Source organism: Phocaeicola coprophilus DSM 18228 = JCM 13818 (assembly GCF_000157915.1).
Taxonomy (GTDB): Bacteria; Bacteroidota; Bacteroidia; order Bacteroidales; family Bacteroidaceae; genus Phocaeicola; species Phocaeicola coprophilus.
The window spans coordinates 70,128-83,749 of the sequence record NZ_EQ973628.1 but is presented as its reverse complement, the minus strand read 5'-3'; the positions used below and the strand labels follow the sequence as shown (position 1 = coordinate 83,749).

At 46.5% G+C, this 13,622-nt stretch carries 11 protein-coding genes; 8 read left to right on the top strand and 3 right to left on the bottom strand.

What is annotated here, in order from left to right:
* The 4 genes from BACCOPRO_RS00300 to BACCOPRO_RS00285 form a co-directional block, all read left to right on the top strand.
* Window positions 1-369: flavin reductase family protein (locus BACCOPRO_RS00300; RefSeq protein WP_008139801.1), on the top strand; the 369-nt coding region annotated here is incomplete at its 5' end.
* 10 nt (window positions 370-379) lie between these two features.
* Entirely contained in the window at window positions 380-1,111 is a 732-nt protein-coding gene (locus BACCOPRO_RS00295) for a porin family protein (RefSeq protein ID WP_008139799.1), read from the top strand.
* Window positions 1,112-1,153: 42 nt separating this feature from the next.
* On the top strand, window positions 1,154-2,434 hold the full coding sequence (glyA, locus tag BACCOPRO_RS00290; RefSeq protein ID WP_008139797.1) for a serine hydroxymethyltransferase: 1,281 nt from the start codon (window positions 1,154-1,156) through the stop codon (window positions 2,432-2,434).
* Between the two features lie 37 nt (window positions 2,435-2,471).
* A complete protein-coding gene (locus BACCOPRO_RS00285) occupies window positions 2,472-3,191 on the top strand; it encodes a YiaD family glycine zipper/OmpA-like lipoprotein (RefSeq protein ID WP_008139794.1) in 720 nt (239 codons plus the stop codon).
* Window positions 3,192-3,270: 79 nt separating this feature from the next.
* Here the strand turns inward: BACCOPRO_RS00285 and BACCOPRO_RS00280 are convergent, their stop codons facing one another.
* Window positions 3,271-3,897, bottom strand: a complete 627-nt coding sequence (locus BACCOPRO_RS00280; protein WP_040310997.1) for a trimeric intracellular cation channel family protein — start codon at window positions 3,895-3,897, stop codon at window positions 3,271-3,273.
* A gap of 45 nt (window positions 3,898-3,942) precedes the next feature.
* Window positions 3,943-5,547 carry a DUF3078 domain-containing protein gene (locus BACCOPRO_RS00275; RefSeq protein WP_008139790.1) on the bottom strand — a complete coding sequence of 535 codons (1,605 nt, stop codon included), beginning with the start codon at window positions 5,545-5,547 and terminating at the stop codon, window positions 3,943-3,945.
* A 214-nt stretch (window positions 5,548-5,761) separates the two neighbouring features.
* Between BACCOPRO_RS00275 and pyrG the strand changes: the two genes are divergently transcribed.
* The 4 genes from pyrG to dpp5 all read left to right on the top strand — a co-directional run bounded on the left by pyrG (window position 5,762) and on the right by dpp5 (window position 12,803).
* Window positions 5,762-7,360 carry a CTP synthase gene (gene pyrG, locus BACCOPRO_RS00270; protein ID WP_008139785.1) on the top strand — a complete coding sequence of 533 codons (1,599 nt, stop codon included), beginning with the start codon at window positions 5,762-5,764 and terminating at the stop codon, window positions 7,358-7,360.
* Window positions 7,361-7,380: 20 nt separating this feature from the next.
* Window positions 7,381-9,234 carry a membrane protein insertase YidC gene (gene yidC / locus BACCOPRO_RS00265; protein ID WP_008139783.1) on the top strand — a complete coding sequence of 618 codons (1,854 nt, stop codon included), beginning with the start codon at window positions 7,381-7,383 and terminating at the stop codon, window positions 9,232-9,234.
* 157 nt (window positions 9,235-9,391) lie between these two features.
* Window positions 9,392-10,606, top strand: a complete 1,215-nt coding sequence (locus BACCOPRO_RS00260; RefSeq protein ID WP_008139782.1) for a TnsA endonuclease N-terminal domain-containing protein — start codon at window positions 9,392-9,394, stop codon at window positions 10,604-10,606.
* 64 nt (window positions 10,607-10,670) lie between these two features.
* Window positions 10,671-12,803 carry a dipeptidyl-peptidase Dpp5 gene (gene dpp5, locus BACCOPRO_RS00255; protein ID WP_008139780.1) on the top strand — a complete coding sequence of 711 codons (2,133 nt, stop codon included), beginning with the start codon at window positions 10,671-10,673 and terminating at the stop codon, window positions 12,801-12,803.
* A 67-nt stretch (window positions 12,804-12,870) separates the two neighbouring features.
* Here dpp5 and BACCOPRO_RS00250 read toward each other — a convergent pair whose 3' ends face one another.
* Window positions 12,871-13,521 carry a carbohydrate-binding family 9-like protein gene (locus tag BACCOPRO_RS00250; protein WP_008139777.1) on the bottom strand — a complete coding sequence of 217 codons (651 nt, stop codon included), beginning with the start codon at window positions 13,519-13,521 and terminating at the stop codon, window positions 12,871-12,873.
* Between the last annotated feature and the right edge of the window lie 101 nt (window positions 13,522-13,622).

The window sequence follows — 13,622 nt, the reverse complement described above, 5'->3', positions numbered from 1 at the left end:
GTCATCAACCTGACCACGCAGGATATGGCGTATGCCACTGACTGGTGCGGAGTACGCTCCGGACGCGACTACAACAAGTTTGAGGAAATGCACCTCACTCCCGGAAAGGCAAGTGTGGTCAACGCTCCCATCATTGAAGAATCTCCCCTGTGTATTGAATGCCGGGTGAAGGAGATCCTGTCACTGGGATCGCACGACATGTTTATCGCAGACGTGGTGAACGTGAAGGCTGACGACAAATACCTGAATACGGAAACCGGAAAATTCGAACTGGCTCAGTCGAATCTGCTGGTGTATGTACACGGCGGATATTACGGAATGGGCCCCAAGATCGGTAAGTTCGGATGGTCCGTAGAAAAGAAAAAATAAACATTTTTGCATGAAGAAAACCGCCCTTGTACTCTTGCTGGTTTCTGCTGCAGCCGGATTGCTTCAGGCTCAGTCGAACTACACTCCGATGGTCACCCTGCGAAGACCTTTGGTGAATATTGGTGTCAAGGCCGGTTTTAATTCTTCCATGTTTTTCATTGACGAACTTTCCATTGACGGAAAGGAACTTGAGGGAGTCCAGAACAACTACAAAGTGGGGTATTTTGCGACAGTCTTTTGCCGGCTGAACCTGAAAAAGCATCATTTCATCCAGCCGGAAATTTCCTATAATGTATCTATGGGAAGTGTGTCTGTCAGCAATTCGCTGGCAAACTCGGCGCTTCTGCCTGAAAATGCCCTGGTCAAGACCAAGGTCACTTCGATTGATCTTCCGATTCTTTATGGATATAAGTTTATAGATGTCCATCCTTATGGCATGGCTTTCTTTGTCGGGCCCAAAGTGGCGTGGTCGTGGAAGCAGCAGACCGAAAATGAATATTCGGGCTTTTACCAGCAGGCCATCCGGGAAACCGGATATCCCTTTAATTACAGTGCAGTAGCCGGACTGGGCGTCAATGTATCGAATGTATTTTTCGATTTCCGTTATGAGATCGGGCTGCATAACCTGACCAGATCGATTGATTTTGACCGGCAGGCAACAGAGGCTCCCTATAATGAAAGTATGATTGTTGTCCGGAAACGGCGGAACGTAATGAGCTTTTCCGTGGGAGTGATTTTCTGAGAAACCGACAGAATTTGCATATTAACCTAAAAATACAGATTTATGAAAAGAGACGATTTAACCTTTGATATCATCGAAAAGGAGCATCAGCGCCAGTTGAAAGGCATTGAACTGATTGCTTCAGAAAACTTTGTAAGTGATCAGGTGATGCAGGCCATGGGATCCTGTCTGACCAACAAATATGCAGAAGGTTATCCGGGCAAACGCTACTATGGCGGTTGCGAGGTGGTGGACCAGAGCGAACAGATTGCAATCGACCGTCTGAAACAAATCTTCGGCGCAGAATGGGCTAACGTACAGCCTCACTCAGGAGCACAGGCTAATGCGGCTGTCTTTCTGGCTGTCCTGAATCCGGGAGACAAATTTATGGGACTGAACCTGGCTCATGGCGGACATCTGTCACACGGATCGGCTGTAAATACATCGGGAATTATCTATACCCCCTGTGAATATAACCTGAACAAGGAAACAGGCCGTGTGGACTATGATCAGATGGAAGAAATTGCCTTGCGTGAACGTCCGAAGATGATCATTGGCGGAGGATCGGCTTATTCACGTGAATGGGACTACAAGCGCATGCGTGAGATTGCTGATAAGGCAGGTGCAATCTTTATGGTGGACATGGCTCATCCGGCCGGACTGATTGCGGCTGGTTTGCTGGATAATCCGGTGAAGTATGCACATATCGTAACTTCTACGACTCACAAGACCTTGCGTGGTCCGCGCGGAGGTGTGATCATGATGGGCAAGGACTTCCCTAACCCATGGGGTAAGAAAACACCGAAGGGCGAAATCAAGATGATGTCGCAGCTGCTGGATTCAGCTGTATTCCCCGGTATTCAGGGAGGTCCGCTGGAACATGTTATCGCAGCCAAGGCTGTGGCTTTCGGCGAATGTCTGCAACCGGAATACAAGGAATACCAGAAGCAGGTGAAGAAGAATGCTGCCGTACTGGCGCAGGCTTTGATGGACCGTGGCTTTACCATTGTTTCCGGTGGTACGGATAATCACTCCATGCTGGTGGATCTGCGCAGCAAATATCCTGATCTGACCGGTAAGGTGGCAGAAAAGGCGCTGGTTGCTGCTGATATCACGGTCAACAAGAACATGGTTCCGTTTGATACCCGCTCTGCATTCCAGACTTCCGGTATCCGTCTGGGTACTCCTGCCATTACAACCCGTGGAGCCAAGGAAGATCTGATGGTTGAAATTGCGGAAATGATCGAAACCGTACTTTCCAATGTGGATAATGAAGAAGTAATCGCTTCCGTACGGGCACGGGTGAACGAAACCATGAAGAAGTATCCTATCTTCGCATATTAAATTAAACTGGTGAATATAAACTAAACTTTAGAATCAAATGAAAAAGACAACAAACATCGTAGCTCTGCTGCTCAGCGGATGTCTGATTCTCAGCGGATGCGGTATGAGCAATACGGCCAAAGGAGGACTTATCGGCGGTGGCGGAGGTGCTGCGCTGGGTGCTCTGGTCGGAGGACTGGCCGGTAAGGGAAAAAGTGCTGCCATCGGTGCAGCTGTCGGAGCAGCCGTTGGTACGGGTGCCGGTGTACTGATCGGTAAGAAAATGGACAAGGCTGCCCAGCAGGCACAGCAGATTGAAGGTGCAGAGGTAGAACAGGTGACGGATAACAACGGATTGCAGGCCGTGAAGGTTACTTTCGATTCCGGTATCCTCTTTACTACCAGCAGTGCAACTCTGAGTTCTGCCGCCAAGGCTTCGCTCAGCAAGTTTGCCAACAATGTTCTGAACCAGAACCGGGATATGGACGTGGCTATTTATGGTTATACGGACAATCAGGGCTGGAGAAATTCTACCAAGGAACAGAGTGTTCAGAAGAACCTGAATCTGTCGCAGGAACGCGCACAGAGTGTATCCAGCTATTTGCTGGGCTGTGGTGTTTCAGCCAGCCAGATCAAGAGTGTGGAAGGTATGGGTGAAAGCAATCCTGTAGCGGACAACAGCACGGAAGCCGGACGTCAGGAAAATCGCCGGGTGGAAGTATATATGTATGCCAGCCAGCAGATGATTCAGCAGGCAGAAGCCGGAACCTTGCAATAAGGAAACGGAATACATGAAAAAAACGGGCGGAAGCGTGGACTCTGGGGTCCGCTTCCGCCCGTTTCTTTTACCGGGAGGATCAGTTGTTTTCCTCTTCGGGATCTCCTTTCAGAATTGGCAGGGTGATCTTATATTTCACAGCCAGAATGCGGACAATGAAAACAACGCTTCCTCCGATGATTTCTGACACGTATGATTCCATGCCCAGACGCAGACAGGCCCAGTAAGCGAGCCCTCCGATCACGCAGGCCATGGCATAGATTTCCTTGCGGAAAATCAGCGGAATTTCGTTGATGAATACGTCACGCAATACACCTCCGGCAGCTCCGGTGATGCTTCCCATAATGATGGCTACCCAGAAGGGATAACCGAGTGCCAGACTCTTGCTCGCTCCTACTACCGTAAACAGTGCCAGTCCGATACTGTCGAAGATAAAGAACGTGTTGTTCAGATGGATCAGATACTTGCTGAACACAATGACGAAAAACATGGCGAAGGCTGTACAGCTCAGATACATCGGATCGGTCATCCAGGGAGGTGTAACATCCAGCAGGAGGTCACGGATCGTACCTCCTCCAACGGCAGTGGCCAATCCTACCACGTATGCGCCGAACCAGTCAAAACGCTTGGCCGAAGCCAGGCGGATACCACTAATGGCAAAAGCGAATGTCCCGATCAGGTCGAGTATCTGAACAAACGAAGGCATAGTAAACATTTCTAATTTTATATTATAAGGTTATTGGTTATACGATTACCAGGTATAATTCAAACCAAAGCTCAGCAGTTCCTGCAACTGGAAGTAGCTTCTGTCCGGTTCCCGTGCAACTCCGTCATCGAAACGGCCGTGTACGAAGAGCTTGGTAGAAAGATATTTGTTGAAGGCGAAAGTAAATGTGTTTTCCCATTCACTTACGACCTTCTTATAGTCTGTCGTATATGTGAAGCGGGATTCCCACAGCAACATCGGAATGATCTTCCAGCTGATGTTGGCTTCCAGACGTGAACCGAACTCATTCTCCGTCTTGTGTCCTTCCTTGATGTTAAAGCGTGTCGGATCTACCCGGTCGCTGGCTACGGCATACAGCGAGTAGTTGAGCGGGTTGACCATCACGGAAAGATTGCATCCGCCTTTGGTGTACTTGTAATCCATACCGAGACCGACATTCAGCTTGGCCGGTGAGAAGAATGCTGAGACCAGGTTGTTCGTGTTTGTTTCGTAAGTAGAGAACAACTGAGTTTCGAAGTCAACGGATAAAGTATAGTACCAGTGAGTGATTGCCTTATAACCGAATTTCGTCTTCAGACGCAACAGGTCGTTGTTCGGGGTATAGCTGTGGAGAGTGTCACCCGGACTTGTAATGAATCCCAGTTTCCATTCGAATTTGTTTTCAAACTGGATGCGCTGTTTGTCATCATAGTTTGCCTGCCAGGTGAAACCGGACACCAGTGATTTGGCGCTGTTACCACCTTTATACCAGTTCTTGGAAATATAGTTCTGTGAGAACTGGAGATAACCGTTACCGGTTTGTGTCCAGAAATTCGGTTTGAGTACATACAAGTCCTGCGAAGGCATCTGCCCCATGAAGAGATTGCTCTGTGCAGCATTCAGAATGTTTTCTGTGGGCGGATCCTTCACTTCCAGCTTGTCGGGAGCACCGCTCAGCTGTTTCAGATTGGCTTCGTTCTGGACTACCAGTGTCGGGTAGTTGACATAGAAGTTCAGTAACTGGCGGTTGACCTGGCGGTCAATCTTTTCAGACTTCCGCAAATCAGGCAGCTTGGCCAAATTTTGCATTCTTTTTTCTTCCTGTTCCTTGTGGCAATAGATGGAGGCCGGTTCCCAGCCGTCAATTCCGAATGCCTGCTGTACGGGCGCTTCATAATAAGTGGCAGGGAAAGCCAGCTTGAAGAAGTCCGGATCCGGTTTGATTCCCGTGATCAGCAGGTAGGGATCTTCCCAGCGTTCCAGTGCATCATCATAATCCTTGCGGAAGTTTTTAAGGAATGCCGTAAATCTCAGCATATAGGGATTGGGGAGAACCCGCACTGCCGGTTTGATTTTCTGTGCCTTGATACTCAGTGTATCTGTCCCTGATACAACAGAATCCTTTGAAGCAGCCAGTTTGTCAGACTGCGTACGTGTCTGGATTCCTTCCTCCGTATTGACAACAGAATCTTCAGACACAGAGGTAGAGGTGATAACGGAATCTTTTTCCAGCTGCTGCAACAGACTGTCTGTGTCTATTACCGTAGCCTGTTTGGCCTGGACAGCTTTCTGTCCGGCTGTTTGAGTTGTTTGTGCCCATGTGCTTCCGTAAAGTAGAAAAAGCAAGAGGGTTAATCCAATTTTTCGCATTGTTTATTATATATTCTTATATTTCTTGCAAAAGTACAATAAATTCCATGAAATGGTGCGGCTTCATCAACAAATATTCCGCCATGCAGGTGCTCTTTGGACATGGTGTGAAATGTTTTGCCGGTTTATATCGTAAGTTTCGGCTTTTTTTTATAATTTTGCAACTTTGAAAAGAAGTTGTTATAACGAATATCAATCATTAAACATTCATATTGTGGCAGAAACAAAGTACATTTTCGTAACAGGTGGTGTTGCCTCTTCTTTGGGTAAAGGCATCATTTCATCATCTATAGGTAAGTTGCTGCAGGCAAGAGGCTACAGCGTAACAATCCAAAAATTTGATCCTTACATCAACATTGACCCCGGAACTCTGAATCCTTACGAGCACGGAGAATGCTATGTGACAGTAGACGGTCATGAAGCCGATCTTGACCTGGGACACTACGAACGTTTCCTGGGCATTCAGACTACAAAGGCCAACAATATCACAACCGGCCGTATTTACAAGAGCGTGATCGACAAGGAACGTCGCGGTGACTATCTGGGAAAAACCATCCAGGTAATCCCTCATATCACGGACGAGATCAAGCGAAATGTAAAATTGTTGGGTAACAAGTACAAATTCGACTTTGTCATTACGGAAATCGGTGGTACGGTAGGTGATATCGAATCTCTTCCATACCTGGAAAGTATCCGTCAGCTGAAATGGGAACTGGGAAAAAATGCTTTGTGTGTACACCTTACTTATGTACCTTATCTGGCAGCAGCCGGTGAGCTGAAAACCAAACCGACCCAGCACTCTGTAAAAGAACTTCAGTCAGTAGGTATTCAGCCGGATATTCTGGTATTGCGTACGGAACATGAACTGAGCACTAACCTGAAGAAGAAAGTAGCTCTGTTCTGTAATGTAGATGACAATGCCGTTGTACAGTCTATGGACATGCCGACTATTTATGAGGTACCTTTGCGTATGCAGGAACAGAAACTTGATGTAACGATCCTGGAGAAGATGGGTCTTCCTGTTGGAGAAACCCCTACCCTCGGTCCGTGGAAAGCTTTCCTGGAACGCCGTCACAAGGCTACTGAAAAGGTAAAAATCGGTCTGGTGGGCAAGTATGATTTGCAGGATGCCTACAAATCTATTCTGGAAGCTCTTTCACAGGCTGCAACCTATAACGACCGCAAGGCAGATATCCACTTCATCAACAGTGAGAAACTGACAGAAGAGAATATCGAAGAAAGCCTGAAGGATATGGATGGAATCATTATCTGTCCGGGATTCGGCCAGCGCGGTATCGAAGGCAAGTTTACAGCTATCAAATATTGCCGTACACACAATGTACCGACTTTCGGTATCTGTCTGGGTATGCAGTGCATGGCAATCGAGTTTGCACGTAATGTACTGGGCTATACAGATGCCAACAGCCGTGAGATGGATGAAAAGACTCCGCACAATGTCATCGATATCATGGAGGAACAGAAATCCATTACCAACATGGGTGGTACGATGCGTCTGGGTGCTTATGAATGCGTACTTGATCCGAACTCCAAAGTATATCAGGCATATCAGTCTGAACATATTCAGGAACGTCACCGCCACCGCTATGAATTCAACAACGACTACAAGGCTGAATTTGAAGCTGCAGGCATGAAATGCGTAGGTATCAATCCGGATTCAGATCTGGTGGAAATCATTGAAATACCTACCCTGAAATGGTTTATCGGTACTCAGTTCCATCCGGAATACAGCAGTACTGTACTGAAACCGCATCCGCTGTTCCTGTCATTTATCAAGGCTGCTATTGACAAATAACAAAAACTAATTTTGAAGAAATGGATAAAAACACGTTAGTAGGTTTCGTCCTGATCGGAGCGGTCATTGTCGGCTTCGGCATCTACAACCGTCCCAGTCAGGAAGAAAAAGCACGTGCACAGCACTATCAAGACTCTATCCAGCAACTTGCGATCCAGAAGGAGCAGGAAGCTCTCAAAGCGCAGGAAGCTGCAGAAAAGACAATCCGGCTGGATTCTACTTCCATGTTCTATCAGGCTACCCAGGGAACAGAGCAACTGACTACCCTGGAAAATGATCTGCTTCAGCTGACTTTCTCGAACAAGGGAGGACGCGTGAAGAAGGCTATGCTGAAGGAGTACATGGATCAGCAGAAACAACCACTCGTCCTGTTTGACGGAGAGGATGCTTCGCTGAACTTCGGCTTTGAAGGAAAGAATGAGAATCTGCTGAGTGAAAACCTGTACTTTGAAACTGTCAGCAAGACAGATACATCGGTAACCATGCGTCTGAACGCATCCAACGGTGGTCATCTGGACTTTGTCTACAAGCTGTTGCTCAACTCTTATATGGTAGACTTCAGCATTCAGGCTTCAGGCATGCAGAACTTCTTCTCCCCTTCCACAAAGACCGTCAGTGTTGACTGGAAGCAGCGTGCACGCCAGATGGAGAAAGGATATACTTTCGAACAGCGTTACACTTCGCTGACCTATAAGCCGGTGGACGACAGTTTTGATTACCTGAGTGAAACAAAAGACGAAAAAGAAACTATTCTGGAAGTACTTGACTGGGTAGCTTTCAAGAACCAGTACTTCTCATGCGTGTTCATCGCTGAGCAGAATTTTGAAAAGGCTACACTGGAATCGAAAATGGAACAGAAAGGCAGCGGCTATATGAAGAACTATCAGGCCGATATGCAGACTGCTTTCGATCCGACAGGTGCGAAACCGAGTAATTTCCAGTTCTATTTCGGACCGAACCACTTCAAGACTCTGCTTGCAAGCAATGACTTGAGCTTCAAGGATAAGGACCTGGAACTGGAAGATCTGGTTTATCTGGGATGGCCGATTATCCGGCTCATTAACCGCTGGTTTACAATCAACCTGTTTGACTGGCTTTCCAGCTGGGGCCTGAGCATGGGTATGGTAATTCTGCTGATGACCATTATCGTGAAGATTCTGGTGCTCCCGACCACCTGGAAGTCGTTTATTTCGTCAGCCAAGATGCGTGCTTTGAAACCGTATGTGGACAAGATCAATGCCAAATATCCCAAGCAGGAAGATGCTCTGAAGAAACAGCAGGAAACCATGGCACTTTACAGCCAGTATGGAGTCAGCCCGATGGGCGGCTGCTTGCCGATGCTGCTTCAGACACCGGTGTTCATGGCACTGTTCTTCTTTGTTCCGAATGCTATCGAGCTCCGTCAGCAGAGTTTCCTGTGGGCAAGTGACCTTTCTTCTTATGATGATCTGATCAGCTGGAGCACCAGCATCCCATTGCTGGGTAACCACCTGAGTCTGTTCTGTCTGCTCTTCAGTGCAACAACCGTCATCAATCAGATTGTCATGATGAAGCAGCAGGATATGGGTAACAATCCGCAGATGGCAGCCATGAAATGGATGATGTATATCATGCCGCTGATGTTCTTCTTCATTTTCAATGAATATGCATCAGGTTTGAGCTACTATTATTTCATTTCCGGTCTTATCGGTATTCTGACCATGTGGATCATGCGCCGCATGACGGATGAAAAGAAGCTGCTGGCTCAGCTGGAAGCCAATAAAAAGGCTCCGTCGCAGCAGAAGGCAAGCGGTCTGATGGCCAAGCTGGAAGCTTTGCAGAAGGAACAGGAACGTCTTCAGAAAGAACGTCAGGAACGTATGAACAAGAAATAATAGCTGATTTAATCAGAATTTCAGCTGAAAAATATGAAATCCCGTCTGTCTTTAATTAGGCAGGCGGGATTTTTTTGTGATTTAGAGAGAATCTATAAAAAGAAAATTTATCTTTGCAAAATCACGAAAACTAATACATGATCTTAAACCGAAAACTATGGATGCAATAGGATGTTATTTTCTTAATAATCTGGTCTTATGTCTGTACGCCCAGCGAAAGAATGACAATGTACTCTTACTGAAAGAGCGGGAGCGTATGCTTTTTATTTCACTTTACGGACTGGATGAAACTGATACCCGGAATCATACAGAAATGGCTGCAGAACTAGGACTGTGCAAGGAGCGTATAAGACAGCTGGAAGTCAAGGTGTTCAAGAAATTTTATCTCTTACAGCGGAGAAAATATGTTCCGGTTATGCGCATTTATAATCTGCTGACAAATCAAGGTCACTATTCCCGGTCAGGAGAAACTGATCATATCCGTTTCCTGATGGAATTCAGGGAAATACATCTTCCTGAATGGGAAATATATCTTTTCCTTCGTTTTGTGAAACTCTTTCTGCGGTTAGAAGGTTCAGAACGGAAATGGATTAACCTGATAAAAAAGACATCATCCCGGAGAAATGTTACAAGAAAGGGGTTGGAAGTCCTTTTGCCCAAAATTATCTGGCCGGAGCAAGTCTCGGTGTTTTCAGAATCTTATCATTGCAACTTTACTCCAATCCGCGTGTATAATCCGGAAATAAAAAAAGAACGTTCACATTCCGGTGAGTTTTATAGCCGGAAAATGAACAGGAATGTCTTTTATGAATCCAAACTGGAAAAACATTTCTTTAAAAGACTGGAACAATCTGATGTGGTTCGGGCATATTGCGAACAGCCTTTTAAGGTACCCTATGAGCATCATGGATCTCATTATTATGTTCCGGATGTACTGGTGTGTTTGACCGACGGACAATGTTTTGTAACAGAGATAAAACCGTTATTGATGATGGTCAGCAAAGAAGTTATGACTAAATATCAGGCCTTGCATGATTTCTGTAACCAACGGGGTTGGGGTACTTTATTGAGCGATGGAGTTCATGATATCTTTGACCTGTTTCACTTTACGCCCAACCTCAGTCTGGAACGGGCCATTTTGCGGGAATTGTCCTTGAACCGGACATTGATGAAGAAAGATCTTGACCGTCTGAAAGAAACTCACCAGGGAAACTCTATTCAGGTGGCACAATGTATTCTTCGCTACAAGTTGTCTTATCGTCCGGTTCCCATGCTTGTCTGGAAGACAAAGGAAGCTCTTTTCTGTCCGATTTTACAAAGGAACGGTGAAGAAGAGACCAATGACCGGATTTTGGAACAGAATACATTTTGAGAAATACATTCCGTGTGTATTTTTGTATTATCTTTGCCGGAAGACAAAATGACATCTAAAAAACATGAACAGAAATTTTATGACTATGACAGCTGCCATGATGATGGTCACATCAGCCTGCGTCGGTCCTGAAAAAGCGGCACAAGCTGAAGGCCCTATTATCGGCAAGCAAGAAATTACGGTAAAGGAAGGCCGTATGACTCCGGAGACGTTGTGGGCGATGGGACGTATCGGAAGTTCTGCTGTTTCGCCTGACGGCAAACGTATTGCTTATACTGTATCTTATTACAGTGTGAAGGAAAACAAAAGTCACCTGGTGATTTATGTGATGAATGCGGATGGATCTGATAACCGTCTGCTGACGACAACTGCTGCCAGTGAGGGTGAACCGGCATGGATCAAGAATGGCAGCAAGATTGCTTTTCTGGCTGCCGATGCCAACGGTAACAGTCAGGTTTGGGAAATGAATCCCGACGGAAGCGGACGCAAGCAGTTGTCTGACTATGCCGGTGGCATTGACGGATTCCGTTTCTCTCCGGATGAAAGCAAGCTGCTCTTTATCTCTCAAGTGAAATATGGAGAACGTACTGCAGACAAATATCCGGATCTGGATAAGGCCAGCGGTATGGTGATCGATGATCTGATGTACAAGCATTGGGATGAATGGGTACAGACTGTCCCCCATCCTTTCGTAGCTTCATTTGACGGAAACAAAGTAGGAGAAGCCACAGATATCCTGGCAGGTGAACCGTATGAATCACCGATGAAACCTTTCGGCGGTATCGAGCAGCTGGCATGGAGCAATGACTCGAAGCAGATTGCCTATACTTGCCGCAAGAAAACCGGACTGGATTATGCCATTTCTACGGATTCTGATATTTATCTTTATAACCTGGAAACCAAACAGACCCGCAATCTCTGCAAGGAAGATGCTGCCGACAAGAACATGGGTTATGATACAAATCCCAAATTCTCTCCTGACGGCAAGAGCATTGCCTGGCAGAGTATGGAACGTGACGGTTACGAAAGCGACCGCAACCGCCTTTGTGTAATGGATCTGACCAGCGGCAAAAAAACATATGTCACGGAAAGTTTCCAGTCGGGCGTAGACGACTATTGCTGGGCTCCTGACAGCCGTACCTTGTATTTTGTAGGAGTATGGCATGCAACCAGCATGATTCACAGCACGAATCTGGAAGGAGATGTGAAGCAGCTGACCGACGGTATGTATGACTATGCTTCAGTAGCTATGCTGAATGACGGACAGTTGCTGACTAAACGCCATTCTCTGAGTGAAGCAGACGAACTGTTTACCGTTTCCCTGAATCAGGAAAATGCCGTATCCCGCATCACCAAAGAAAATGATCATATCTTCAGTCAGCTGAAACTGGGTAAAGTGGAACCCCGCTGGACAAAGACCGTTGACGGAAAAGACATGCTTTCATGGGTAGTTTATCCTGCTGATTTTGATCCGAACAAAAAATATCCTACCCTCCTGTTCTGTGAAGGTGGTCCGCAAAGCCCTGTCAGCCAGTTCTGGAGCTACCGCTGGAACTTGCAGATTATGGCTGCCAACGGTTATATTGTCATTGCTCCGAACCGCCGTGGTCTGCCGGGCTTCGGTATGGAATGGCTGGAAGAAATCAGTACCAACTATGGCGGTCACTGTATGGATGACTATCTGAGTGCCATTGATGATATTTCCAAAGAGCCGTATGTTGACAAGGATCGTCTGGGATGTGTAGGTGCCAGCTTCGGAGGATATTCGGTTTATTGGCTGGCCGGACACCATAACAAACGTTTCAAGGCATTCATTGCCCATGACGGTTTCTTCAATATGGAACAGCAATACCTGGAAACTGAAGAACTTTGGTTCACCAACTGGGATCTGGGCGGTCCGTACTGGGAAAAGACCAATGAGGCTGTTAAGCGCAGCTATGCAAACTCTCCTCACCTGTTTGTTGATAAATGGGATACTCCGATTCTTTGTATTCACGGAGAAAAGGACTACCGTATTCTGGCTTCACAGGGAATGGCAGCTTTCAATGCAGCCAAGCTGAGAGGTATTCCTGCTGAATTGCTGATCTTCCCCGATGAAAACCACTGGGTATTGAAACCGCAGAATGGTATTCTCTGGCAACGTACATTCTTCAGCTGGCTGGATCGCTGGTTGAAGCCGGAAGGAAAAAAAGAGTAAGTTTGGAAGAATAAGTTCGGCTCAGCATGTTGAATGACAACGCTGAGCCGATTTTTTTTTGTCTCAATTATTCTCCAAAATGAATATTTCCAAAGAATTCAGGACAATGGAAACAAGGCTTCGGTAACTGGATCGGATTCCAGGACAGGAAATGAGGAGTCTGAAGCAGGTCACCGCATTTATAGAAATTAGCTCGCATATGAAGTCCGCTGAAGTCTTTTACCGAGTGATTGAATACTGCTGCTGCAGGAATAGCCAGAGCCAGCTGCCAGCTGCAGGTACCGATCCGTTCTTCGAACGGTTCTCTGCCTAGAGAGGCCCAGCGAAGTACCTGTTGCATAATGTTTTCCGGTGCGGGATGACGGTCACCTACCCGTCCGCAATTGAGCAGTAGAGTACCGGCACAGTTACATTCAAAATTATAGTAAACAGGTTCTCCGGTTTCCGGTTGCAGGAAAAATTCACAGCATGCATCTTCCCAAACCCGTCCTCCGTCATGCGGAGCCACAGCCCGTACGCTGGCTTCTGTTACGGTGTAATGTATCAGTATATAATCCCCTGTATGGGCAACCCGGAACTTTACTTCCGGTTTATAAGGATATTCCGGCCAGTTGACCGTATCAATAGGTTGAAACTCGATTCCTTCCCGATCCAGCAAGGCCGGTATTTCCTGAGCGGTAGTGAAACCGCTGATTTTTTTGATTTCCAAATTTTTCATGTTCTGTGTTTTTATGGTCTATTTTTGTCAAAGGTACAAAAACTCGTTTGATTACAGATGGATTCAGGAAGAATAATGTTTTAAAATTCAGACGTTACTTT